Below are 24,854 nucleotides of genomic sequence, written 5' to 3'. Positions count from 1 at the left end.
AACCATTTGATAGGTAACAATGGGGAAGCAGCCTATTAATTTTTAGTGAGGGATTGATCGTATGACTAGCGTCGAGCAGGCCGCAGATTCAGGTTCGCACCGCCTTGGGGCTGAGCCGGCAGCGTCGCCGGTTAGAGAGGGCTCGAAGGTTGTGATTATTGGCGGCGGTCCGGGCGGGTATGAGGCCGCGACGGTCGCGGTTCGACTTGGTGCCAAGGTCACGCTGGTGGAGGCCCAGGGCTTGGGTGGCGCGGCGGTTCTGACCGATGTGGTGCCGTCTAAGACGCTCATTGCTACCGCACAGTGGTTGACGCAAACAGAGCAGGCAGAAGAGCTCGGTATCGGCGTGGGAACGGATAGTCCCACGGCTGATTTGATGAGGATTAATGAGCGCGTGCGCGCTTTGGCAAGCGCCCAGTCCCGTGACATTCGCGCGGGCCTCGAGGCCCTGGGCGTGAACGTGGTTGATGGCGTCGGCAAGATCGGGGCTTCGCTACTTCCCGATGGCACTCGCGAGGTGTTCGTGTCGAAGGGGTGGGAAGAGGCCGCTAGGGATCAGATCGAGATGACGCTACGTGCCGACGTGGTGCTGATCGCCACGGGGGCACGCCCGCGCGCATTGCCCGGCTCGCCGTTTGATGGCGAGAGGATCTTGAACTGGGTCCAGCTGTACGGCATGAAGGAGCCTCCCGAGCATTTGATTGTAATCGGCTCGGGTGTGACGGGCGCGGAGCTTGCGGGCGCCTACCAGGTGCTTGGCACTAAGGTGACGCTGGTGTCCTCGCGTGATCGCGTGCTACCCAATGCGGATGAGGACGCGGCTCGCTTGATCGAAGACGTGTTTGAGAGGCGCGGAATGGTGATCAAAGGCCATGCGCGCGCCAAGGCCGCTAGGCGCACAGGACAGGGCGTTGAGGTAGAGCTGGAATCGGGCGAGGTTTTAAGTGGCTCCCACGTGTTGATCGCGGTGGGTTCAGTGCCGTCCACGAAGGGGATTGGCCTGGAGGCAGCCGGGGTTCGCCTGACTGAGCGCGGCCACATTGAGGTGGATCGGGTCTCGCGTACCTCTGCCTCGCACGTGTATGCGGCAGGGGATTGCACGGGTGTGTTCCCACTCGCTTCGGTGGCCGCGCAAATGGGGCGCATCGCAATGTGGCACGCCCTTGGAGATGCAGTGACGCCCTTGGACGTGTCTCTCGTGGGCTCTACTATTTTCACCTTGCCCGAGGTTGCCACGGTTGGTATGACCGAAGATCAGGCGAGGTCGAATCACATGAACATCAAGATCGCGCAACTTCCTATTGCGCGTAATCCGCGGGCAAAAATGCAGGGTGTTCGCGATGGTTTTGTGAAGATTTTTGCCGAAGCTGACACGGGTGTGATCACGGGTGGGGTGATCGTTTGCGAGCGCGCATCAGAGCAGATTTTCCCGCTGACGCTCGCGGTGACACACCGTATGACGGTTGATCAGCTGTCTTCGGCATACACGGTTTATCCATCGATTTCGGGCACTTTGTCCGAGGTTGCCAGAATGTTGCACTGATTGTGGAGAAAAAGTGAGCCCAAAAACGAAACGTCCAACTTACCGGCGCGGCCCGCTCCTGTACAGGGGTAGGCAGGTGCCCAAAGAGACCACCGATGCGTATTTGCTGAAGCCGCAGTCTGATGAGGATTGGATCCATTCGGACCCGTGGCGCGTGCTTCGTATCCAGTCCGAGCTTGTGGAGGGGTTTGGCGCGCTTTCAGAGGTGGGCCCTGCGATTTCAGTGTTCGGTTCGGCGCGCACACATCACGAGAGTGAGGATTACGCGGTTGCGCACAAGATGGGCCGGATGCTTGCCGAGCGGGGCCTAGCTGTGATTACGGGCGGCGGCCCGGGAATCATGGAGGCTGCGAATAGGGGCGCGGTTGAGGCGGGCGGAGTTTCGGTTGGCCTCGGCATTGAGCTACCCCACGAGCAGGGCATGAACAAGTGGGTTGATCTGGGCGTGAACTTCCGCTACTTCTTTACGCGCAAACTCATGTTTGTGAAGTACTCGCAAGGTTTTGTGGTTATGCCGGGTGGTTTTGGCACATTTGATGAGCTGTTTGAAGCGCTCACGCTGGTACAGACCGAGAAGATTCGCCGTTTCCCAATAATGCTGGTTGATAGCTCCTACTGGGGCGGTCTGGTGGATTGGTTACAAAACGTGATGGTGAAAGAGGGAATGATTCACGAGGACGATATGGATTTGATCCACCTCGTTGATACGCCCGAGCAGGCCATGGCGGTGATAGAAGATTTCCTGGCTGACGACATCAAACGCTCGCGCGATCAGCGCATGTGAATGTGACCAGTAGTGGTGTGAATGCGGGCAGTTTTGCGCTCTCTCATGCCGAAACTCACGTGTCGCGATAGAATGAAGGGGGTATAGGGCGGCTTAAATCGTGATCGCCCGTAGACGAGGGGAAGGAATTTACACGTGGCTGCAATGAAACCTCGTACTGGAGATGGCCCTATGGAGGCGTCCAAGGAGGGGCGCGGAATCGTGATGCGTATTCCTTCTGAGGGTGGTGGGCGCCTGGTTGTTGAGCTCACGCCTGATGAAGCGAAGGTGCTTGCGAAGGAACTTCAAGAGGCGATTTCTTAGCGTTTACAAAAATGGTGCCGGCCATCTGCCGGCACCATTTTTGTTTGGCTTTGTTTATCGGCGGATGGCCACGAGCAACCCATCACCTACGGGGAGGATCTGGGTGACCCAGTTGCTGGAGTCCGCAATATCTTTGGCCAGCTGGCGCATGGCAACCGTGTCTGGTTCGCGCCTGGCTGGGTCTGCTACCTGGTCGTGCCAGAGGGCGTGCGCAATGATCATGAGACCACCGGGGCGGAGCATACGCGTTGCGTGCTCAACGTATTCGGGGGTTTCGCTAACGGCTCCGTCTAGGAACATGAGGTCGTAGGTACGTGAGGCCATGCGGGGGAGCACATCGAGTGCGCGTCCGGTAATGAGCCTGGTGCGCGGTGGCCTCATTCCCGCCGCGGCAAATGCGGCGCGGGCAACGCGATGGTGTTCCGCGTCAAAGTCAATACTGGTGAGGACGGCGTCTTCGCTCATGCCGGATAGTAGCCACAGTCCGGAAACGCCCGTGCCCGTGCCGATTTCAGCTACTGCTTTGGCGCCGCACGCGGCAACGAGGGAGCGCAGGGTTGCTCCGGTGCCAGGTGAGATGGGCGTGCATCCGAGCTCTTCGGCCTGGAGGCGCGTGGCCATTAAAACCTCGCCCTCGGGTACGAATTCCTCGCAGTAGGACCAGCTGAGTGCCTTATCGGTAGCGATGATGCGCCCCTTTCCCGAAAAATTTTGCGCAGATGCGTATAGTTTATCGTCTTGGGCTAATAGTTTCGTGCACGATTAGAATGGGGTTATGGGTTTTTCAATCAGTGGCGGTGAATTCTTGGTGATCCTTGTGGTCATCATGCTGGTTGTGGGCCCCTCGAGGATGCCGGCGGTGGCAAAGGGCGTGACGCGCATTGTGAAGAGCACGCGCTTACAACTCACGAAGTGGCGGGCTACGCTGGATGATCAGATGGGGGATGACTTCAAGCAGGTTGATCTGTCAAAGCTCGATCCGCGCCAGTATGATCCGCGTCGTTTGATTCGCGAGGCCGTTCAAGAGGAGATGGATGAGTGGAAGAAGCTCATGAATCCGCTTTCCCCGATGCCGCCCTCATCTAGACCGTCCGCTCCTAAATCGAGTGGTACCGGCAAGATGCCAGCGCAATCGGCAACGAAGGCCGAGGGGGTTCAGCTTACTCAGGCCAGGCCGACTCCCGCACCTGCGGCGCCGGTCAAACCCAGGCGGATCCGCACGTCGTCCTCGCCAACGATGAAGACCAGGGCGAAGACGCTGAAGCGCGGAAAATAGACACGGGGTAGCCATATTTACGCGCCCTGAATCAAAATAGTTTGGATAAAGGTTGTGGAGCAGTTCATCTGAACTGCTCCACAACCTTTGCTTATCTAGGGCCGGTCTTATTTGGGAGTTACACCCAGCTGGCGTCCTGCAAGGCCGCGTGCATGCTTGCCAAGCTTTGCGGCAAGGTCATTCAGCACGGTCGATGCGGGCGATTCGGACAGGGCAACGGGCTTGCCCTCGTCTCCGCCTTCGCGCAGGTCCACATCTAGCGGAATCTGTGCTAGCAGTGGCACCTCGTAGCCAAGAGCACTGGATAGGCGCGCCGCAACGGTAGATCCACCGCCCTCACCAAATAGGTTCAGGTGCGTGCCGTCAGGCTGGGGCAGGTAAGACATGTTCTCCACTACGCCAACAACGCGCTGGCGAGTTTGACCCGCGATGGATCCGGCGCGCTCGGCAACCTCAGCTGCGGCCAGCTGTGGCGTGGTTACAACCAGGATCTCAGCCGTGGGCAGAAGCTGCGGGATAGAGATGGCAACGTCGCCCGTGCCCGGCGGAAGGTCAAGCAGAAGCACATCTAGGTCGCCCCAGAACACGTCTGCAAGGAACTGTTGGATTGCGCGGTGCAACATGGGGCCGCGCCACACAACTGCCTGGCCATCCGGCACAAACATGCCGATCGACATGACTTTAACGCCGTTAGCAATAGGCGGAATGATCATGCCGTCAATAACCTGAGGTTCGTGTTCAACGCCCATCATGCGAGGAATTGAAAAACCATAAATGTCGGCGTCAACCACGCCAACCTTCAAACCTTGCTTTGCCATTGCCGCTGCGAGGTTTGCGGTTACGGAGGACTTTCCAACTCCGCCCTTCCCCGAGGTCACCGCAATGACGCGCGTTAGTGAGCCGGGCTGGGCGAATGGAATCTCGCGTTCCTCAACGCCGCCGTTTAGCTGTTCGCGTAGAGCCTTGCGCTGCTCCTCATTCATGGCGCCCATGATGACGCGCACACCGGTCACGCCTTCGAGGGCAGAAAGGGTCTTCTCAACTTGCTCGTTAATGGTGTGCTTAAGCGGACAACCCGCGGTGGTGAGCAAAATGTTGACGATCACATTGCCGCCGTCAATTTCGATATCTCCCACCATGTTCAGCTCGGTGATTGGCCGCTGAATTTCAGGGTCAATGACGGAACTGAGCGCTTCGCGCACCTGTTCTTCTGTAAGGATACTCATACACGCCATACTAGTCGGTCCATGGATGGGATGCCTTACGGGGTTAGTCTAAGAGTCAAGAAAATCTCGGGGCTATTAGTTTACGAGGCAGGTTGCAATAGGTGAATGGTGAACCAGTGCGCAAACAAGCGTCGGCCGTAATGGGCAAGCAGGAGTTGCAAGCTCCACGCCGACCCGAGGCGCGCACCCCCGCTCGGCGAGTTCGCGGACTGGACGGGCTACGCGCGCTCGCGGCCGCTGCAGTGCTCGCTTACCACCTGATTCCAGGAGTGGCGATTGGTGGCTTCTTGGGCGTAGACGTGTTCTTCGTCCTCTCTGGATTTTTGATTACTGCTCTCCTAATCCGCGAAAATCAGCGATTTGGCGGCATCAACTTGAAGTCGTTCTGGTTGCGCCGCATTCGCCGCCTGCTCCCCGCAGTGGGGCTGATGTCGGTGATAACCCTGATCGTTGCCGGTCTTTTGAATCGCGATCTGCTGGTGGGCATTTTGCCGCAGTTCGTAGGCGTCCTCACGTTCTCATACAACTGGGTGGAAATCTCGCAGGGCGTTTCCTATTTCAACCAGGCACAGCCACATTTATGGACAAACGTGTGGTCCTTGGCTGTGGAACAGCAGTTTTATCTTTTGTGGCCGCTAGCGGTGGTGGGCATTTTGTTCTTGCCCCCCAAGTGGCGCCCTGCGGTGCCCTTGACACTCGCGGTAATTTCGGCCGGTTTTATGGCCTTTTGGGTTTCGGGTACAACCGAGTTCACGCGCGCCTACCAGGGTACGGATTCGCACGCTTTTGGCCTGATGCTCGGCGCGGCCCTCGCAATGGTGGCAACCGACCCAATGGGCATGCCGGACAAGGTTGCGGCCGGGTGGCAAAAGTGGTTGCGTGGCCTCCTCGCATGGATTTGCCTTGCCATCATCGTGAGCACCTGGTTCCTCATTCCCGATGACCGCGCGTGGGTGTACCCGTGGGGCACTCTCATCGCGGTGGTGGCTACCCTGGGTTTGATTCAGGGCTTCCTTCCGCAGATTGACGAGGCGGGCGGGCCCGGCCACCTCCTCGCAAACCTGTTGGACGCGCGCCCCCTGGTGTGGCTGGGGGAGCGCTCATATGGGATCTACCTGTGGCATTGGCCGCTGTGGGTAATCGCCGGCAAGATGCTGCCGGCCGCACCCGTGATACTGATTGCGCTGATCGTTATTGCCGGGTCGGTGTTGGCCGCTACCCTCTCGTATCGATACGTTGAGGTTCCCATGCGGCAAGAGGGGATTGGCGCAACTATTAAGCGGTGGCTCGGCCCCTCGTGGGACTTGATCGACCCTTCCACGCCAATGCCGAAGGCTCCGCAGTGGCAAAGCTACCGCCGGATCATGGCGCCCGGTCTCGTCGCTGTTGTGGTGGTTGGCACCGTACTTGGTTTCTTACTTTCGGCGCCCGAGAAAACGCAGGCGCAGATTGCTGTGGAGCGTGGCCAGCATGCGTTGCAGGGCGGCTCTCAACCTACGGAGGCCCCAACAGAGGCTCCCACAGAAGAGCCGGAGCCGACGTTGAGCCCTGCTACGGGGGAGAACACAGTGGTTTACGGCGACTCCGTGACGGTGGCTTCGGCCGCGCACCTTCAAGAATTGCTACCGGGCGTGCAGATTGATGCAGAGGTGTCGCGCTGGGTGTACCAGGGCATTGACCTCATGCATGCCGCTGCCGAGGACGGATCACTGCGCACGTACGTGGTGGTTGCTCTGGCCACCAACGGACCGGTGGACCTGGGCCAGCTTGATGACATGCTAAAAACCATCGGGCCGGATCGGCGCCTCGTTCTCGTAACTGGTTTTGGGCCCGCGCGAACCACTTGGGTTGAACCGTCGGCGAGCCTCATTCGCGAGTTCGCTCAGAAGCATTCCGATGTTGTGCGGGTAGCGGACTGGAACGCCGCGATTCGCGATCACACTGACCTGCTGGCTTCCGACTACGTGCATCCAGATGATGACGGCGCGAAGATTTTCGCTCAGACCGTTGTAGATGCGCTTGCCAGCTTTAGCCAGCCGGATGCAGATCCATCCGAAGAGTAATTAGCAAGTCGCGGAGTTGATTTTAAGGGTCGCGGGTAGTCATTCGCGCGTGCGTTTGAGCGCCGCCCGTTATTCTCGCATACCACCGCGGGCAACGGTTATAACTTGAGTGAGCGGCTACTGATCCGTGTCAGCTTCTTTAACCTCGTCGCTTTCTTGTGTCTCGCGCAACTTATCGCGAGCAAGGTCGTGTTCAAAAATCTCTTCTAGCAGGTCGCGTATCTCAGAGCGCACAAAGTCGCGGGTAGCAACGTCGCCCAAGGCCTGACGTAATCCCGCGATCTCGCGTGTGAGGTACTCGGTGTCGGCAAGGTTACGCTCGGCGCGGTGCCTGTCTTGTTCGGCAGTAACGCGGTCGCGGTCATCTTGGCGATTCTGCGCAAGCAAAATCAGAGGAGCCGCATAGGAGGCCTGCAGGGACAGCATCAATGTGAGGGCAGTGAACCCGAGCTCGGCCTTGTCGAACTGCAGGTGAGCCGGAGCAAACGTGTTCCACCCCAGCCACGCGAACACGAAGATAGTTAGGTAGATGAGGAACTGCGGGGTACCAGAGAAGCGGGCGATAGCTTCAGCTACGCGCCCTACGCCCTCGGATTCAAGGTTGATACGCGGTAGCCAACGTCGCCTGGTTAGCGGAGTATCTAGTCGCTCAGCCATTCAAACCCCCTTAAAACTCGTCGTCCAGATCGCGCCAGTCTTCTGGCAATAGGTTATCGAGCACGTCGTCAACCGAAATAGCGCCCAGTACGTGCCCGTGCTCATCCACTACCGGAACGGCCGTCAGGTTGTACATTGCAAGCGTTTTGGTGATCGACCGGATGGAACGCTGCGGATCAACTGTTTCGATGTCAGTATCCACGATAGTTCCGAGTAGCGATTGCGGTGGTTCGCGTAGTGCCCGCTGAATATGTACCACGCCAATGAACTTGCCCGTAGGAGTTTCTAGCGGCGGCCTCGCAACAATAACCATGGCGGCGAGGGCGGGTGGAATGTCTTTGTTTCGCACGTTTGCCAGCATCTGGGCCACGGTTGCGTCGGGCGGCAAAATCACGGGCTCGGTGGTCATAAGGCCACCGGCAGTGTCATCGTCATAGCGCATGAGTCGGCGCACGTCCTCGGCCTCTTCGGGCTCCATGAGGTTAAGCAAGTTCTGCGCGGTTAGGGGCGCTAGCTCAGAGATGAGGTCGGCGGCGTCATCCGGCTGCATCACGTCGAGCACATCTGCGGCTTGCTTCGCCTGGAGCCGTTCGAGGATCGCCACCGAGTCATCCTCGGGGAGCTCTTCCAACACGTCAGCGAGGCGCTCATCGGAAAGCTGTGAGGCTACCTCGTACATGCGTTCTTCGGGAAGGTCGCGAATAATGTCAGCGAGGTCTGCGGCCTTCATGTCATGCGTGGACGCGATAAGGCTGGTGGCGTCCTGAACACCAACCTGGGTGGACAGTTTCGTCACGTCGGAAACGGACACCAGCATGCTCTCGCCCGCGCGTTTAAAACCAAACGTTGATTTGGTAACGCGTTCTACGAATAGTTCCGTTACTCGCCATTCGCGAGGCAGCCGCTGTTCCATGCCCACGTCACGAATGCGAACCTCTCCTGAACCATCGCGCATGGATACCACGCGGTCAAACAATTGGGAGATGATGAGCGTTTCGGCCTCGCGCTGGGTAAAACGGCGCATGTTCAGCAGGCCCGTGGTGATAACCGCACCCGGTTCGATGGCGGTGACGCGCGAGATTGGAACAAAAACGCGGCGTCGGTTTGAAACCTCCACAACAAAGCCCACCACGTCGGGTGCGCGATTCACTCGCATGATGGAAACGACGTCATAAATGCGCCCCACCTGGTCTCCGATGGGGTCAAAAACGCCGGTTCCAGCAACTTTTCCTACGAATACGCGTATGCCACGCGGGGCGAGTTTGTGCTCTGAAGTGCTCACACTTCAAGGGTAGCTGAGCGCGGCCGAAAGCGGCGCCGGCCGCGCGATGGGAAGCGACACACTCACCTCCCAGGTCTTCTAATAAATCCGGGTTCTGACTGCCGCGACCTAGCCATCATGAGCTTTCGGGCACCGCTTTGAGGCGCTAGCAGGCTGACAAGTGCCAAAGGGTTCATCTCATAGTGAAAAGTTGGCACTTGATAAGGCAACATGCAGATTAATCTGCAAAAGTAAAGGTATGAAACGTATTGAAGCAATTTCTGCTACCGGCTTGCCAACTCCTGCGCAGGGCACGGAGGTGGCCTCTTACCGCACCTACGCGGAAGCCCAGGCGGCCGTCGATCACCTGTCTGACGAGGCTTACGATGTGCGCGGCCTCGCGATCGTGGGCACGGACCTGCAGTTGGTAGAGCGCATCACAGGACGCCTGACTTGGGGAAAAGTACTGTGGGATGGCTTCCTCTCCGGCATCTGGCTGGGTCTGTTTATTGGCTTGTTTTCTGCGCTTTGGGCTCCCAATGCTTCGCTTGCGATCGTTATCGTTGGCATGGCTATGGGCGCCGTGTTTGGAATGTCACTAGCGTCGGTGCCGTATGCGCTGAGCCGGGGCAAGCGTGATTTCACGTCGGCAACGCAAGTGGTTGCCGCGCGTTACGCAATTTTAGCGAAAGAGGGAGCCGGTGAGTTCCGCCAAGTTTTGCGAGGCACCCCGGGCAACCTGACTCGCGATCCTCAGCCGACCCGTCCTGTCGAGGACTTGTCTAAGCCGAGCGCCTTCGGCTCACGCCCCGGAGAGCAACCTAAGTACGGCGTGCGCCTCAGCCCAAGCGAGCGTGAAGCCCACCAGGCGCGCATGCAGTCTGGTGTCGGCGGCCCAGAGTCGGCGACACCAGCACCGGCAGCGTCTGAAAGCGCGGGCGTGGCAGATGCGGCAGAGCCTGCTTACGGCGAGGTGCCCGAATCGGAGTCGAGTGACTCTGCAGGCCAGCCGGGCGAGTCAAATGATAACCCGAACCGGTAAGCCGGGTAGAGGCAAATAAAAATTGCGGCCGCTTGGCCGCAATTTTTATTTGCCTGAAGTCTTTTTGAACAGACGTTATCGGGGGTTCTAGGAGTTTTGCACCCGCTCAATCCAGGCCTCAACGTCAGCTACCGTGCGGGGAATATCCTCCGAAATGCGCGTGACAGAGCCGTCCTCGTTCACAACAACATCATCTTCAATACGCACGCCAATACCGCGGTATTCTTCGGGAATTGCGAGGTCGTCAGCGCGGAAGTAAAGGCCGGGCTCGATGGTGAACACCATGCCGGGCTCCAGCACTGCATCCAGGTACATTTCGCGCCTTGCCTGCGCGCAGTCGTGCACGTCCAAACCGAGGTGGTGGCTGGTTCCGTGCGGCATCCAACGGCGGTGAAGTTGGGACTCTACTTTCAGCGATTCTGCAGCTGGAACAGGCAGGATGCCCCACTCTTCCAAGCGCTGGGCAATGACCTCCATCGCGGCTTCGTGCACGTGGCGGAAGCGAGCGCCCGGCTTGTTCGCTACGGTCAGTGCAGCCTCGCACGCGTCCAGTACAGCGTTGTAAACCTTTGCCTGCACCGGCGTGAACTTTCCGCTAACCGGCATCGTTCGCGTGATATCTGCGGTGTAGAGTGAGTCGAGCTCAATGCCGGCGTCAACCAGGATCAGGTCGCCGTTTTTTACTTCACCGTTGTTATCGATCCAGTGCAACGTGTTTGCGTGGTTACCCGACGCTGCGATTGTGTCGTAACCCAGGCCGTTGCCCACTTCGCGGGCGCGAGCACCAAATGCTCCCTCCACAACGCGTTCACCGCGCGGATGGTTGGTGGCGCGCGGAAGCTGCTTGATGATTTCCTCGAAGCCTTCCTTAGTGGCGTCGACAGCCTTTTGCATTTCGCGAAGCTCCCACGCGTCCTTCTTCAAACGGATTTCAGAGAGCTGTTGCTGGAGGGCACCATCGATTGCCTGCGCGTCGTTGCCGTGGGGTAGGCCCACTTGCTGACGGATCTCGTCAACCAGGGCGGTCATGTTGGCGTCGGCCTCGCGCACAACGCGCAAGGAAACCTGTCCGGCGTCCTTTGAAAGCGAGTCGCGAAGTGTATCAATGTGACGCACTTTCAGGCCGGTGAGCGCCTCCATCTCTTCTAATGAGGGGCGTGCCCCCACCCAGAATTCGCCATAGCGCGAGTCCGCGTAGAACTCCTCGGATGAGCGTGAGGCACGCGGCTTAAAGTAAAGAACGGCCTCATGCGTGTGAGCGGATCCTTCTTCGGTGGGTTCAAGCACTACAACTGAGTCCGGTTCAAGTTCTCCCGTTAGGCCCGTCATGTGAGCAAATGAGGAATGAGCGCGGAATCTGTAGTCCGTGTCGTTGCTACGCACCTTCAATCCACCGGCGGGGATAACTAGGCGCTCGCCTTTAAAAGCTTCGCCAACGAGGTCGTGACGGGCCTGCAAATAGTCAGCAACCTCTGCTCGGGCCGGCAATTCGAATGAACGTGGCCCCCAGTTAGTGCCAATGAAGTCTTTGAATGCTTGCGAGTTGGGGCGACGCGAACGGTTGTTGCCGCGCGCGGCCATGGATTGTTCTACTGATTCTTTTTCACTCATGTGCCTATTGTCTAACTTTGCTGGTCAATAGTCATCCCGCTAGAGGGCCGCTTAAGCTGGAGGCATGTTGAAGATAGATCCGCACACTCATTCAAATCATTCGGATGGGACGGACACGCCCGCGCAACTGATGCGCAGGGCCGCCGATGCAGGGCTGGACATGGTGGGGCTTACCGATCACGATGTCACCACCGGTCATAGAGAAGCTGCGGGCGAAGTTCGCGCAGCCGGTGTTGCTCTGCTTCGCGGTATGGAAATGTCTTGCGCCTGGCAGGGGATAACGGTTCACTTGTTGAGCTACCTGCATGATCCGCAAGATCCCGCGCTGGTTGAAGCCAGCCAGAAGGTGCTGCAGTCACGGCGTGACCGCGCGAAGATCATGGTTGAGAAAATCTCGCAGGACTATCCGATTACTTGGGATGACGTGGTTGAGGGGACCGGCGGAGACGTGCGCGTGGTGGGACGCCCGCATATTGCAGACGCGCTGATCAGGGCGGGCTCGTTTTCCACGCGAGATGAGGCGTTCGCGCAGGTACTGCACCCGCGCGGCCCCTACTATCAATTTTTGTGGGCAGAGGACCCCGTTGTGGCTGTACAAAAAGTGCGGGCCGCCGGTGGAGTTCCCATCATTGCGCATCCGCGGGCTTGCGCCCGCCAAAAGGTGCTTCCCATGGAGGCGATTTACAACATGGTCGAGGCCGGTTTGGCCGGCCTCGAAGTACGCCATCGCGACAATCCGGCCGAGGATCAGGAGTTTCTGCTGCAGGTTGCCCGCGAGCGCGATTTGCTGGTGACGGGTTCTTCTGACTATCACGGCACGGGTAAGCCCAACCGGTTGGGGGAGAACACCACGCCTGTTGAGGTGATACAAGAAATCGAGAGCCAAGGAAGGCTCTCGATTCTGTGGCCCTAGCGGCCTTAAGTATCGGTGGCAGGCGTTTTGCTGCGCTTGCGCTTACTCGGCTGAGTTCTTGCGCGTGCGGGTACGTTTGCGGCGGGGAGCTTGGTTTTCCCTGGCTTTGCCCCGCGCAGGATCGGCTGATTTGCTTCGGCTTGATTTGCGTTCACCCGAGTTGTGAGAGGCGGCGCCGCCGCGACGGGTGCGCTTGCGCTCGCGCTTTTGTCCGCTTCTCCCACGTGAGCCGGACCTGCGGGTTCCCCGTCCGCGGGCGCGCTCGCCCTTGCCAGAAACATCAACGAACTCTTCTGCCTCAAGCCCGGCGCGCGTGCGCTCACTGCGGGGAAGTCTGCCGGTGACGTCCGTGGGGATGTCAAGGTCGGTGTAGAGGTGCTCGGAGGTGTGGTAGGTCTCCAGTGGTTCGGGCACGCCTAGGCCCAGCGCGTTAGAGATGAGGCGCCAGCGCGGTACGTCGTCCCAGTCCACGAACGTAACAGCGGTGCCGGATGCGCCAGCGCGGCCCGTGCGGCCGATGCGGTGTACGTAGGTCTTTTCATCTTCGGGGCACTGGTAGTTGATCACGTGTGTGACGTCGTCAACGTCGATGCCGCGCGCGGCCACGTCGGTTGCGACGAGCACGTCAACCTTGCCTTTTCGGAAGGCGCGCATGGATTGCTCGCGAGCCCCCTGGCCGAGGTCCCCGTGTAGCTCCGCGGTGGCGAAGCCGCGCGATGCAAGGTCCCGCGATACTGATGCGGCGGTGCGCTTAGTGCGCGTGAAAATGATGGTGAGGCCGCGCCCGCGTGCCTGCAAGATGCGCGAGACAACTTCGAGTTTATTGAGGGCGTGGCACCTGTAGATCACTTGTTTGACGCTGGCAACAGTGGGAGAGGAATCCTCAGGATCCTGGGCGCGAATGTGGGTTGGTTGACGCATGTAGCGGCGAGCCAGTGCCACCACCTCGCCCGGCATAGTGGCTGAGAAAAGCATGACGTGCCTGTCCGCAGGAACGCGCGACATGAGGACTTCTACGTCGGGTAGGAATCCTAGATCCAGCATTTCGTCGGCCTCGTCAAGCACCAGCGTGTGCACGTTAGTGAGCTTTAGGACCTTGCGTTTCATAAGGTCAATGAGACGCCCGGGCGTTCCCACAATGACGTCGGTGCCCCTCTTGAGCTGCTCGATCTGGGGATCAAAGGCTGCACCGCCGTATATTTCGGTTACGCGAATGGAGGTGTTAGCGGCCGCCTCGCGAAGGTCACGAGTCACCTGCTTACACAGTTCGCGCGTGGGCAGGATTACGAGGGCCTGGGGAAGGTCTGGGAAGTGCACTTTGTTCGCGTAGTCCGGGTCGTCGGGGCGAACAACGTGCATAAGGAGGGGCAGGCCAAAGCCGAGGGTCTTACCGGTTCCCGTTTTTGCTTGGCCGATGATGTCGCGCTTGCCTAAAGCGACGGGTAGTGTCAGAGCCTGGATAGGGAACGGGTAGGTAATGTCCTTTTTGGCCAGTGCCTCCGCGAAATCTGCGGCCACACCAAAATCGGCAAATGTTTTTTGCGCTAGTTCTTCTTTGGTGACGTCGCCTTCGATGTCAGCTTTCGCTTCATCTGTGTGTTCTGGAAGGGCAACGCCTTCAAGGTTTACAACGCCGGCAGAGTAGGTTTTAGTGTCTTCAGTTTTGTCAAGCAAAGTAGCGTGAGTCTTTCTCACTTTGGAGCTCGCCTGCACGCCCTGGGAGCCTCAACAAAGTGAAAGTAGGTGTGGTACCGCTCGCGCAATTCATTAAAGAAAAATCTTTTGCGTGCCAAAAACCATTCCGGTGCGAACGGCATGTTCTTCTTCAGGGTAGCAGTATTTTTGGGGCGCGCGCGTTTAGTGCCGTTGATCACTAAGCAGTGTGCGGCGGTGTAAAACTCGTCCCAAACCGGTTACTTTTTGGGTCCTCAACGTAGTATGGAATGGAAACTTCGCAAAGGGGCTAAGGCTTTGGAGGCTACTTTGATTGCTAGTAACGATTCTTATAAGAACTTGTTGGGCATCGGAGCTTACGCGGCGATTGCGGCGCAAACTCGTCTTGCAAAGGATGGTGACCAGGCGCCAAAAGCTTGGGAGCATGTAGACATGGCGAACATGTCGGGTAAAGCGTGGGAGAACTTCAAGTACGTATGTAAAGTTGCCGAGCGCTCTGACATAGATATTGCCGAGGCCATCGCGCCATACGAGGGCCTTTTGGATGATATTGATGCGCGCTTGCGCCCAACCACGTGGTGGGAGCGCATGACAAAGACGTATGTTGCTATCGGTATTTTCACGGACGCGTTACGCGAAATCGCGCACCTACAGGGGCAGGAAGAATACGCGAAAGACGTAAACGATTTTGGCCATGGTGATTGGGTTCGAGAACGTCTTGAGCCGGCCGTTGCAGCTGATAAACAGCTTGAGGCACGTCTGTCTTTATGGACCAGACGAGTGGGGGGCGAGGCCCTCTCGCTTGTGCGCGCGTTCTTGTTCACCAACCCGGAGATCATTTCGGGAACCGATGCGGATGAGCTAATGGATCGTGTCTCCAAGGCTCACAAGGAGCGCCTCTCCGCCGTGCACTTGCACGCCTAGATGGGGCGGAGGCCAGGCGGCCTCGCGCGTGAAAACGCTTGCATCGAAAACGGTCGGACCTCGCTTTTGGTCCGACCGTTTTCGATTGGCGTTGTTATACGGTGAAGCCCACCGGCCCGCGCTTAGATTCAGCTACGAGGACGTAACCGAGTTTGTCGCTTGGAATGATGACGCGGCGTTCTTTCGCGTCGGTGAACTCAAGGTTCGTCTTTCCCTCCAGCGCTTCGCGAACTTTGCCAAACAGCTCGTCCTCACTCATCTTCACTTCGAAAGAGAGCTCGCGCGTGACGCCGGTAATCCCAATCTGAATGATCATAGTTTTCCTATCGTCGTTTGTTCCTATCGTAGGCATAACGAGGCACTTTCGCGACGGGCGATGCCACTTTCAAAACTTTTGTCCGACCCCTGTGGTGGAATACAACCATGACAACAAATCGCGCGCAAACTTGTAGCGAGGTGCGGCTTGCTCTTGGCCGTCCCGCAGATTTCGGAGTGCTTGACCAGGCGAACGGAGAAGTGGTTCATCAAGTGGTCAGCCATGACGGGCCGGCAGTTATCCGCGGTTGCCCAGGCTCTGGCCGCACGTCAGTGGCTATCGAAGTTGCGCACCAGTTACGTGAAAAGTTGGGCGGTGATGTGTTTATTTTGGCACCGGACAGGCTGCGTGTAGATCTGTTGCAAAGCGCGGGGGAGCATGCTCTGCCTGGAATTGTGCGGCCTGTACGCACGCCGGTTGCGCTCGCGTATTCGTTCGTGTCGAAGTGGTATGTAGAACGCAAGGACCCGCAGCCGGCCCCGCAGTTGCTAACGGGCGCGCAGGAAGACTTGGCACTGGCCGAAGCCATCGAAGCGCAGCTGGTGGAGTGGCCAGAATCGTTGAATGATGCTTTGGGGATGCCCGAGTTTCGCATGCAGATTCGCAACCTCATGGCCAGGGCACGTGAGGCCGGCTGGGACGGTCACAAACTAGAGAGCGTGGGCCACGATTTAGAGCGCGAAATTTGGGTGGCAACCGGGCGCCTCATGCAGATCTGGCAGGAGCAGTCCTTGCGTGAATCCGGTGATACTGTGAGCCACTTTGAATCTGCCGAATTGCAAGAGCGGGCGGCACAGATCATAACCCGTTGGCACGAGGACGCTGGCAGTGAGGCAGTGGTGGCCAATCTGGGTGCACCTGCGGCGGTAGTGGTCGATGACCTGCAGGATTGTACGCGGGCAACGCTAAGCTTGCTCGAAGCGCTACACGCGGTTGGAACACGGGTTGTGGTGACCGCAGACTCTGATGTCGCTGTCTCGGTGTATCGCGGTGGTGAGCCTCATCTGGATGTTCGCTTTGCAGATCGACTAGGGGCAAAGAGCTTTTACCTTGGACCTACGCACAGAGGAAACCAGACACTTAGAGCTGTCGTGCAACGAGTTTCGGAGCAGACCACTGTCCGCCATGATGCGCGCCATCGTTTAATGGGCGCGGTTGATTCTAGAGAGGATAGCTCTGGTCTTTCAGTTAATACCTACGGTTCTGCTGCGCAGGAGGCCAATGCGATTGCTCGCATGATTACGCGCTACCAATTGGGGCGTGGTCCCGGTATCAGCAGATCCGTGCCACTGGATCGGCAGGTCGTTATCACTCGCAATAGTGCGGATGTGAAGCGCCTACATTTCAGTTTGATGCGTAATGGTATTGAGAGCACCATTCGAAGCCGCGCAACGGTGTATGCGGCAAATCAGACTACCTCGATCTTGCTTTTGCTGCTCAGCTCAGATCCGTTTGGCCCTACTGATTTTGAGCTTTTTGACCGGCTACTTAGAAGCCCACTAGTAAACGCTCATACAGCCAAGCTACGCAAACTAAGCGATGTGTACCGGGCGCGTATTGATGCGGACGTAAAGTCGGTCCTGCAAATGTGTGAGGACCTCGCTTCTGATAAGCCCGAGGTCCAGGCGTTGAAAGAATACGTCCGCAAAGTTGGCCTGGCAGAAGTACTAGATGATGTCACAAAGGCATTCGACCTGCTAAAACTTGGGCGTAAGGTCCGTAGTGAAAGCCCGCAGATTGCCCTGTGGGAGCTTTGGGAACTAGCAGATGTCACTGAGGAATGGCGTCAGCGCGCTATTCGGCCGGGCACTGACTCGGCCGTGTTTGATGAGCGCTTGGACGCCGTAGTGTCGCTGTTTAGAAGCGCGGACGTGTGGCAACAACGTAATCCGGGAGCGAGTGCGGAGCATTTCTCCAGTGAGTTCCTTTCGCAGCGTTTGCCCACAGACACTCTTGCACAGACAGGCAAGCGGCCCATTGGCGTGCAGATCTTGACGGTATCTGAGGCCGTGGGGCAGGAGTGGGACGTCGTTTACTTGGCCTCAATGCAAGATGGCACTTGGCCAAACTTAGCTCTTCGTGACCAGCTGAGTCAGGCTGGCGACATCGCACAGTTGCGCTCCCTGAGCCCGCACGAGTGGGCAAATCAAAAATCATGGAATACGGGGAGGGCGAGAAGGAAGGCTAGGTTAACCGAGGAGTATCGCCAGCTCGCAGCAGCGGTTTCGAGGGCCAAATCCGCCTTGCATGTATCGGCAGTGCAAAATGAGGATGACGTTCCCTCTCAATTCGTCTACCGCTTAGCTAAATGGGTAGGAACTCCTCTGATTGACGGATACCACCTTCCGGTAACCCCGGTGCCGTCAGGCATCGATACGCGATCATTGGTAGGTACGCTACGCCAAAAGCTAGCGCAACGCCTAGTAGAAGACGATGCCCACCTGTATGCAAGCCTCCTCGCACTACTTGCTTTAGCGGGCATAGACCAAGCTAATCCGCGCGTGTGGAATGGTGTCGGTGGGCTCACTCCCACGGCAGATGAGTCTAAGCAGATGGTTACGCTTTCGCCCTCACAAATTGAGACCCTGATTGATTGTCCTGCCAAATGGTTCTTGACGCGCCACGGTGGTTCAGTGCCTGCAAGTGAGGCGATCTTGACAGGAAATCTGGTCCACAAGTTGGCAGAAGAATGGTCCGAAGCAGACTTTGAAGAACTTAAATCGCACTTGGATGAGCTCTGGGATGACGAGTATTTCGACCGAGAGACTTCCCTTGGCATGGCTGAATATGAAAGCACATTAGAGAAGGTCAAGAAGCTTGCCGACTATCTCGAAGCTTGGAAGGGCAAGACGGTCGACATCGAGCACCCGTTTGCGCAAGTTGTTGATATTGGTGGAACCAAACTGCGCATCGCGGGCCGAATCGACAGGCTCGAACACACTGAAGATGGTGTAGTCGTTACAGACATCAAGACGGGCAGAGTCCCATCACAAAAAGAAACGCAGAACCACCTGCAACTGGCAGCTTATCAGTTCGCGCTGAACGCTCGCGGTGAGAACGTGCAGAAGGCTCGTTTACTAGCACTTAGGGAAAAATCTCCAGACAAGTACATCCAACATTCCCTCTTTAACAAGGGTGAACGCAAGGATAGTGACCCGGTTGTTTCAGATCAGCGAGAGCGACTGGCAGAGGTCATAAAACTTGCTGCGGAAATAGCGGCAGGAAATACCTTCCTAGCAACACCGAACGCGAATATATGTCGAAGTTGTCCGGTGAAAAACATTTGCCCAGCCCAAGATGAAGGAAGGAGGACCCTGTAGTGACACTCAATGCAATGGAGTTTGTAGAGACTCTTAATGCCCAGCTTGAACCGGGACAGAAGAAGATCATGCTTTCGCCGGACCAGGCCAAAGTAGTTGAAACTGACAGCGTTCCCACTCTCGTGGTTGCCGGCGCCGGGTCTGGAAAAACCGAAGTGATGTCGCTGCGTGCCCTCTACCTCATGTATCGTGACGGCCTTGAGCCTGATTCAATTCTTGGCCTCACTTTCACTCGTAAAGCAACCGCGAACTTCACCGAACGTATCCTGCGGCAGCTTGATTTGATGCGAAAAGCGGGACTACTTGGGGAAGCAGACACGATCGGCTTGGAACCAACCGTTGCTACTTACAACTCGTTTGCAAAGAATCTAGTTAGCGAGTACGGCCTTCAAATCGGGGTAAGCCCGTCCGTAATCCAACTCAGCGAAGCTCGTGCGTGGCAGGTAGTTGAGCGTCTTTTGCAGGAATACACCGGGCCGCTACCACAGGGAGCGAAGGCCTCGACCATGCGAGATGCCATACTGTCTCTTTCGCAAAGCCTGACCGAGCATCAAGTTGTTCCTGCCCGGGCCGCACAAGATTTTGAACGTGTTGCGGCAGCCATTAAATCTGCGGGCCCGGGGACGGGCGCCACTGGAAGACAACGCACGGCACTTCCAGCCTCGGCAAAGAGTTTTGTGACGCGCATGGAAGACAAAGCGCTATTGATGCCTCTGGTACAGCGATATTGGGATTACAAGCGCGAACACGATCTGATTGATTTCACGGATCAGTTGGCGTTGGCTCGCCAAATTATTGACGCGAATCCGACCATCGGCGCTGAACTGCGTGACCAATACCGCGCTGTTCTATTGGATGAATTCCAGGACACTTCGGTTGGTCAGCTCCAGCTGTTCTCCAGCCTGTTTAGAGATACTGCCGCCACTGCGGTCGGGGACCCAAACCAGGCGATTTACGGTTGGCGTGGTGCGTCAGCGGCTTCGCTTTCAATGTTCTTGCCCTATTTTGACACGCAGGGCCGAGGCGGGGTGCTTGAGCTTCGCGATGCGTGGCGTAACTGGCCTGCCATTTTGGAAGCCGCAAACGTGGTTTCTAGTGCCGACAAGGTTGAAACCCAAGCACGAGAAGAAGCCTTTGCACACATGGATTTGGCAAGCCAAATCGAAATGCAGAGCCTGCGTGCCAATCCAAAACACCCGGGGCGCGGCGTAGTGAAGTACATGTTCCCATCCACGCGCGACGAGGAGTTCGAACTGGTTGCGCGTCTTATCAAGCGCTGGCAAGAAAACGTGCCGGCCGGTCAGAAACAGCCATCGATTGCGATCTTGTCGCGCAAACGAAAGTTCTTTGCACCCCTTTATGCTCAGCTTCAAAAGCTGGGCGTGAATGCGCGGATTGTGGGTGTTGGGGGCCTTCTAACAGAGCCGGCGGTAACTGACATTGTTGCTGTCATGCGCTCCCTCGCAGTGCCTGACAATGGTGCGGCTGTGATGCGTCTGGTTGCAAACCTTGACCTGTCTTCCGCAGATATAAAGATCCTGTGGGACTGGGCTAGAGAACAAGGCAAACAGCGAATATCTGATGCTGGAGATCCCGAAACCATTGTTAGTGACGTGGATAGAGCGAAGGCCAACACTGACAAACCGGAAGCGGGTGCGGATCTGCGCGTTGAGTTTCTGCTCGACGCGGTCCTGACACCTCCAACGGTTGGATGGAAAAAGCGTGGTAGGCAAGGGTTCAGTCCTGAAGCGTATAGTCGTGTGAGCCTCCTAGCTAGACGCCTCGACCTTGTCCGCGAACACATGGATGCCGGCGTAACCACACTCATCTCGAAGGTGGTCAAGATTTTTGACCTTGACCTGGACATTGCGTCTGATCCGTTTGACAACCAGGGGGAAGTCGCAATAGACGCATTCATTGATTTCGCTGCCAATTACGAAGCCGAAACTCCGTATGCTTCGGTGAAGAATTTCCTGGAATGGATAGACACCACCCTCGAGACAGAAGAGAGGTTGGAAGCGCCTGTTAGCGAACCCGATGAAGGGGTAGTGCTACTGCTAACCATTCACCAAGCAAAAGGTTTGGAATGGGACAAGGTTGTAGTGGTTGGCCTAACAGAATCAGATTTCCCCGGCGTGGTCGATGCCCGAAATGCTGCGCTTAAACAAACCGTTGATTTAAACGGACCGTTGCCTGCTATCCAACCATCCAGTGGCTGGACGTCGGAGCTGGGAGAGATCCCGTACAGTCTGCGCCTCGATAGTACTCATGAGGGCAGGGTCATTTTGCCTACCCTTCCCGAGATGACGGGCCTAGATGTTGTTGGAGTAGAGGAAACCTTCGATGAATATCGTCTGCAACTAAGCCTGCATGAACTGGCTGAGGCTCGCCGCCTCGCGTATGTCGCTTGGACGCGAGCATCAGATGAGCTTGTGCTGTCGGGCTCCTGGTATGCGGGTCAAACCCAGTTGGTGCCTTCGCGTTACCTCATGCAAATGGTGCAGGGTAAATCCGAAGCTTCAGAGCCGCTGGCCATTCCGGTTACTGTAGAAGACCTCGTAGCTGAGGCTGGAGAAGAGATCCCGCAGCCGGTGGTGTTGAAGCTAGAAGATGCCACTAAGCCAGAAGAATGCCTCACGGATCAGGCTGTCTTCCCGGCCATGCCTTCTAAATCGCGGCAGCTCATTACCGGCGCGGCACAAGCCGTGAATCGGGCTATGGAAATGTACTATCAAGAGTCAGATGAGAACACTGATTTTGATGCGCTAATTGACGATCTCCTAAAAACTGTCGAAAGCGGAGCGGGTGGCAATAACGGTGAAATTGCAACACTTGTTCACTCAGTGCGAGACGCAATAACACGACAAAATAGCCCTCGCACTCCGGCTCCTGTGATCGAAATAGACCGGCTGAATGCCACACAAGCGTTTGGACTACTGGACGATCCTTACCGCTATGCGATGCAGGTTCGCCGGCCCATCCCGCATGAGCCAAGCAAGGCCGCCCAAATTGGAACGGCATTCCACAACTGGGCGGAGCAGTGGCTGGCCAAAGCAGGTCAACTCGACGATGCTCTTGAGCCCACAACTAACAAGCCGCTAACAGATATCGATTCGGTAGCGGACAGTGGTGACAGTGGCGACATGCAGAGTCTGACTGGAGCTGAGAAAAAGTTGTTCGAGCAACTCACTAAGCGCGCCAGGGAAGTGGTGGGGAACAACCCCGAAGGCGTTCACGCCGTTGAGGCGGATTTTGCCTACACCAAGAGCGGGGTAACTATCCGTGGTCGTTACGACGTGGTCCTTAACCGCGATGGCAAATGGGTGGTCCTGGACTGGAAGACCGGTGCTCCACCCAAACTAGGAGCTAAAAACCCGTATCTGCGCCAGTACGCCACGCAGCTTGAGATCTATCGGCGAGCTCTGGCCAAACAAAAGGGCGTGGACCAGTCGCAAATAGATGCTGTTTTGGTCTTCCTCGGAGGCCCAGACACGCAGCCGAGCGAGCGGATACTCCGTCTAGAGGACCTGGAAAAACTCCTCGGAGATTACAACTTCGAGCAGCAGTGGGATCAACTTGTAAACAGTTTTAGTCCTCATCCTCACGATTCAAAATAGTACTGAGATTAACCGTAGGAGCGTTCGGATCGACCTGCGTGGTAGCTGGCAACACCTCGTCAATTACCCGCAGGTCGAACGGGGTGTCCTCCTGGGCGCTATGAGCGTGCCCAGGCACCAAAGCGTCATCGCCAACTTCGTTAGCTAAATCTTTCAGCATCTGCTTGGCGTCAGCAATCACGGCCTCGTCGTCGGTCCGCTTGCCGTGCAACAGCCATCGCAATAGGGCAAGTTCTGCCCACAGGCTGGCGCGCGTCAAAATATGCAGGTCCGACTCGCCTTTGCGTGAATCACGGTATGCAGTCAAGAACTCGTCTTGCGTATGCGCAGATGCAGACAGAATCCATGCCAGGTCTTCAGCGGGATCGCCCAGATGAGCTGAAGCGAATGCGGAAACTGAAGACACCGTGTTGGCCGAACAGAGGAAAGAATCGGGCCCCAAATCTCCGTGCACGGGAACACACTCAAATCGGAACAAGCTCTCATCGTTCAGGGCGTTGTCCCAACGCTCAAACAGATTTGGAGGCAGCGTGCTGGCTGCCACGCCCTCCTCAAGTAGGCGACGTAGCCGCGCTTGTACTTCTGCGGCTGAATAAACGGGCAACCCGGTGAACTCAATCGCCTCAGCGGGCAGGTTGTGCAGGGCCGCGATGGATTTAGCCATGGAACGCACAAGCATTTGGGAGTCTTCCATGTCTTCCCAAGAGCCCGGCTTGCCCCGCATTTGAGGGTGCACGATCACGCGCACGTCCGCGCTGTTCTTGTTTGCCACGGGAACAGGAGCATCAAACGGCAAAAAGCCCTTCTCGTAAGAGCGGTGCAGAATGCGTAGCAGTGTTGATTGGGCTTGAATATCTGCCCCTGCTTGGTCAGTCAGAGGTGTGCAAATCACCCAACGATTACCCTGCGTGTCAACCACGCCCTGGCGTGCCATCGATCCGTCATTATCGTACGGCTCGGTCAAACCAACGATCTTGAGGCCGGGCATTGCTGCGGTTGCGTGTGCGGCAAGAACGAGAGGGGAAATTTGAAAACTCACAGATACTACCGTAAGGCCCTAACGCCCAGTTATCCACATTTTGATCGGGCATGTGTATTTACCGTTGGCTATCAGGTACTTTATGTCTACCAAAACAGGTGGAGGACGCATGACCGCAATGTCGCAGGGTGCACGGGGTGAGTGGGTACGCCGGGCGGTTGCTGACGCCGGTTTTGACCCGGTTACGAACTCGCAGATGCTTCGTAGCATTGTGGACCGCTCGTTTGATGTTTACACCGTTGATGATGAAGAAGAACGCCAGGCCGTAACTACCGCTCTTATGGCCGATATTGGCGGTTACGGCCCGCTCCAAAAGTATCTTGATGATCCCGAGGTTGAAGAGCTCTACGTAAACTCGCCGTCAAAAGTGTTTGTGGCAAGACGCGGACAGTCTGAGCTGACACCCGTGATATTAAGTTCCGAGGACGTGAAGGACCTCGTTGAACGGATGCTGCACCATTCTGGTAGGCGGCTGGACCTGTCTGCTCCATTTGTGGATGCAATGCTCCCGGGTGGGGAGAGGCTGCACGTGGTGATCCCTCCAGTTGCGGGTCGCGAATGGTCGCTCAACATTCGTAAGCATCTGCACCTGGACCGTTCGCTGTGGGATTTGGTAGAAGCTGGTTCCCTCACGCAAGAGGCCGCGCGGTTTCTGTCCGAGTCTGTCCAAGATGGCGCCACCGTGCTGGTCGCTGGGGCAACCCAGGCGGGCAAGACAACGCTTGCGCGCGCACTCGCCAGAGAAATCCCGCCGCGAGAGCGCGTCATCACGTGTGAGGAAGTATTCGAACTCAACCTGCCCAACCGAGACTGTGTTGCGATGCAAACCCGCTCGGCCAACATTGAGGGCCACGGCGAGGTAAAGCTTCGAGACCTGGTGCGCGAGTCGCTTCGTATGCGTCCAGATCGAATCGTGGTGGGCGAGGTGCGCGGCGCTGAAGCGCTCGACATGCTGCTCTCTTTGAACGCGGGTATTCCGGGCCTTTCAACTATTCACGCAAACACGGCTCGTGAGGCGTTACGCAAGCTTTGCCTGTTGCCGCTACTTGCCGGCGAGAATGTCACTTCCGCGTTCGTCATTCCGACGGTTGGTAGCTCCATCGATTTGGTTGTACACGTGGTGCGAGACGGGGACGGCAGGCGTCACGTGCAAGAGATCGTGCGCGTTGAAGGTGCTAACGGAAGTGTTATCTCAGCGGCCACACTTTTCGAATGGAACGGGAGTGATCTGGTTTCTAAGAAACTATCGTCTGCAACGAACCAGTTCCAGGAGGCGTTCGCGTGA

The 24,854-nt window shown here is 57.2% G+C and carries 19 protein-coding genes; 11 read left to right on the top strand and 8 right to left on the bottom strand.

What is annotated here, in order from left to right; translation table 11 throughout:
* Window positions 1–61: 61 nt before the first annotated feature.
* The 3 genes from HMPREF2854_RS01145 (at window position 62) to HMPREF2854_RS01135 (ending at window position 2,630) form a co-directional block, all read left to right on the top strand.
* Window positions 62–1,543: an NAD(P)H-quinone dehydrogenase gene (locus HMPREF2854_RS01145; RefSeq protein ID WP_070617945.1), complete on the top strand. Its 1,482-nt coding sequence runs from the start codon at window positions 62–64 to the stop codon at window positions 1,541–1,543.
* Between the two features lie 13 nt (window positions 1,544–1,556).
* Window positions 1,557–2,327, top strand: coding sequence for an LOG family protein (locus HMPREF2854_RS01140; protein WP_070617942.1), 771 nt, complete (start codon window positions 1,557–1,559; stop codon window positions 2,325–2,327).
* Between the two features lie 135 nt (window positions 2,328–2,462).
* Window positions 2,463–2,630, top strand: coding sequence for a DUF3117 domain-containing protein (locus tag HMPREF2854_RS01135; RefSeq protein ID WP_070617939.1), 168 nt, complete (start codon window positions 2,463–2,465; stop codon window positions 2,628–2,630).
* Window positions 2,631–2,684: 54 nt separating this feature from the next.
* Here the strand turns inward: HMPREF2854_RS01135 and HMPREF2854_RS01130 are convergent, their stop codons facing one another.
* On the bottom strand, window positions 2,685–3,251 hold the full coding sequence (locus HMPREF2854_RS01130) for an O-methyltransferase (RefSeq protein ID WP_232219343.1): 567 nt from the start codon (window positions 3,249–3,251) through the stop codon (window positions 2,685–2,687).
* Between the two features lie 154 nt (window positions 3,252–3,405).
* On the opposite strand from HMPREF2854_RS01130, the gene HMPREF2854_RS01125 reads away from it, so the two are divergent.
* Window positions 3,406–3,906, top strand: coding sequence for a twin-arginine translocase TatA/TatE family subunit (locus tag HMPREF2854_RS01125; RefSeq protein WP_070617936.1), 501 nt, complete (start codon window positions 3,406–3,408; stop codon window positions 3,904–3,906).
* 107 nt (window positions 3,907–4,013) lie between these two features.
* On the opposite strand, the gene HMPREF2854_RS01120 is transcribed toward HMPREF2854_RS01125, so the two are convergent.
* Window positions 4,014–5,141: an Mrp/NBP35 family ATP-binding protein gene (locus tag HMPREF2854_RS01120; RefSeq protein WP_370870619.1), complete on the bottom strand. Its 1,128-nt coding sequence runs from the start codon at window positions 5,139–5,141 to the stop codon at window positions 4,014–4,016.
* Window positions 5,142–5,233: 92 nt separating this feature from the next.
* Here HMPREF2854_RS01120 and HMPREF2854_RS01115 point away from each other — a divergent pair, with 92 nt between their 5' ends.
* Window positions 5,234–7,195: an acyltransferase family protein gene (locus tag HMPREF2854_RS01115; RefSeq protein WP_083309308.1), complete on the top strand. Its 1,962-nt coding sequence runs from the start codon at window positions 5,234–5,236 to the stop codon at window positions 7,193–7,195.
* A 117-nt stretch (window positions 7,196–7,312) separates the two neighbouring features.
* Here HMPREF2854_RS01115 and HMPREF2854_RS01110 read toward each other — a convergent pair whose 3' ends face one another.
* Together HMPREF2854_RS01110 and HMPREF2854_RS01105 are read right to left on the bottom strand one after the other, a co-directional pair.
* The gene (locus HMPREF2854_RS01110; protein WP_070617930.1) at window positions 7,313–7,852 is read right to left on the bottom strand and encodes a DUF1003 domain-containing protein; all 540 of its coding nucleotides are present in this window, start codon (window positions 7,850–7,852) and stop codon (window positions 7,313–7,315) included.
* A 10-nt stretch (window positions 7,853–7,862) separates the two neighbouring features.
* The gene (locus HMPREF2854_RS01105; RefSeq protein WP_070617925.1) at window positions 7,863–9,134 is read right to left on the bottom strand and encodes a magnesium transporter MgtE N-terminal domain-containing protein; all 1,272 of its coding nucleotides are present in this window, start codon (window positions 9,132–9,134) and stop codon (window positions 7,863–7,865) included.
* A gap of 238 nt (window positions 9,135–9,372) precedes the next feature.
* Between HMPREF2854_RS01105 and HMPREF2854_RS01100 the strand changes: the two genes are divergently transcribed.
* Window positions 9,373–10,155 (top strand): general stress protein, encoded by a 783-nt coding sequence (locus HMPREF2854_RS01100; RefSeq protein WP_070617922.1) that lies wholly within the window; start codon window positions 9,373–9,375, stop codon window positions 10,153–10,155.
* Between the two features lie 87 nt (window positions 10,156–10,242).
* Here HMPREF2854_RS01100 and HMPREF2854_RS01095 read toward each other — a convergent pair whose 3' ends face one another.
* Window positions 10,243–11,766, bottom strand: a complete 1,524-nt coding sequence (locus HMPREF2854_RS01095; protein WP_070617919.1) for an aminopeptidase P family protein — start codon at window positions 11,764–11,766, stop codon at window positions 10,243–10,245.
* Between the two features lie 64 nt (window positions 11,767–11,830).
* Here HMPREF2854_RS01095 and HMPREF2854_RS01090 point away from each other — a divergent pair, with 64 nt between their 5' ends.
* A complete protein-coding gene (locus tag HMPREF2854_RS01090; RefSeq protein ID WP_070617916.1) occupies window positions 11,831–12,679 on the top strand; it encodes a PHP domain-containing protein in 849 nt (282 codons plus the stop codon).
* A gap of 42 nt (window positions 12,680–12,721) precedes the next feature.
* Here the strand turns inward: HMPREF2854_RS01090 and HMPREF2854_RS01085 are convergent, their stop codons facing one another.
* Window positions 12,722–14,374, bottom strand: coding sequence for a DEAD/DEAH box helicase (locus HMPREF2854_RS01085; protein WP_070619444.1), 1,653 nt, complete (start codon window positions 14,372–14,374; stop codon window positions 12,722–12,724).
* A gap of 288 nt (window positions 14,375–14,662) precedes the next feature.
* Here HMPREF2854_RS01085 and HMPREF2854_RS01080 point away from each other — a divergent pair, with 288 nt between their 5' ends.
* Window positions 14,663–15,277 carry a ferritin-like fold-containing protein gene (locus HMPREF2854_RS01080; RefSeq protein ID WP_233187606.1) on the top strand — a complete coding sequence of 205 codons (615 nt, stop codon included), beginning with the start codon at window positions 14,663–14,665 and terminating at the stop codon, window positions 15,275–15,277.
* A gap of 94 nt (window positions 15,278–15,371) precedes the next feature.
* Here the strand turns inward: HMPREF2854_RS01080 and HMPREF2854_RS01075 are convergent, their stop codons facing one another.
* On the bottom strand, window positions 15,372–15,593 hold the full coding sequence (locus tag HMPREF2854_RS01075; RefSeq protein ID WP_070617909.1) for a DUF3107 domain-containing protein: 222 nt from the start codon (window positions 15,591–15,593) through the stop codon (window positions 15,372–15,374).
* Window positions 15,594–15,700: 107 nt separating this feature from the next.
* On the opposite strand from HMPREF2854_RS01075, the gene HMPREF2854_RS01070 reads away from it, so the two are divergent.
* Both HMPREF2854_RS01070 and HMPREF2854_RS01065 read left to right on the top strand, forming a co-directional pair.
* Entirely contained in the window at window positions 15,701–18,913 is a 3,213-nt protein-coding gene (locus HMPREF2854_RS01070) for a PD-(D/E)XK nuclease family protein (RefSeq protein WP_070617906.1), read from the top strand.
* Window positions 18,913–22,530 carry an ATP-dependent DNA helicase gene (locus HMPREF2854_RS01065; RefSeq protein ID WP_070617905.1) on the top strand — a complete coding sequence of 1,206 codons (3,618 nt, stop codon included), beginning with the start codon at window positions 18,913–18,915 and terminating at the stop codon, window positions 22,528–22,530. The genes HMPREF2854_RS01070 and HMPREF2854_RS01065 overlap by 1 nt, the downstream gene beginning before the upstream one ends.
* Here the strand turns inward: HMPREF2854_RS01065 and HMPREF2854_RS01060 are convergent.
* Window positions 22,502–23,569 carry a phosphotransferase gene (locus HMPREF2854_RS01060; protein ID WP_070617902.1) on the bottom strand — a complete coding sequence of 356 codons (1,068 nt, stop codon included), beginning with the start codon at window positions 23,567–23,569 and terminating at the stop codon, window positions 22,502–22,504. The genes HMPREF2854_RS01065 and HMPREF2854_RS01060 overlap by 29 nt on opposite strands.
* A 109-nt stretch (window positions 23,570–23,678) precedes the next feature.
* On the opposite strand from HMPREF2854_RS01060, the gene HMPREF2854_RS01055 reads away from it, so the two are divergent.
* Window positions 23,679–24,854, top strand: a complete 1,176-nt coding sequence (locus HMPREF2854_RS01055) for a TadA family conjugal transfer-associated ATPase (protein WP_070617899.1) — start codon at window positions 23,679–23,681, stop codon at window positions 24,852–24,854.

The sequence above is a fragment of the Actinomyces sp. HMSC075B09 genome, assembly GCF_001812395.1.
Taxonomy (GTDB): Bacteria; Actinomycetota; Actinomycetes; order Actinomycetales; family Actinomycetaceae; genus Gleimia; species Gleimia europaea.
This window is presented reverse-complemented; position numbering and strand designations above follow the sequence as displayed.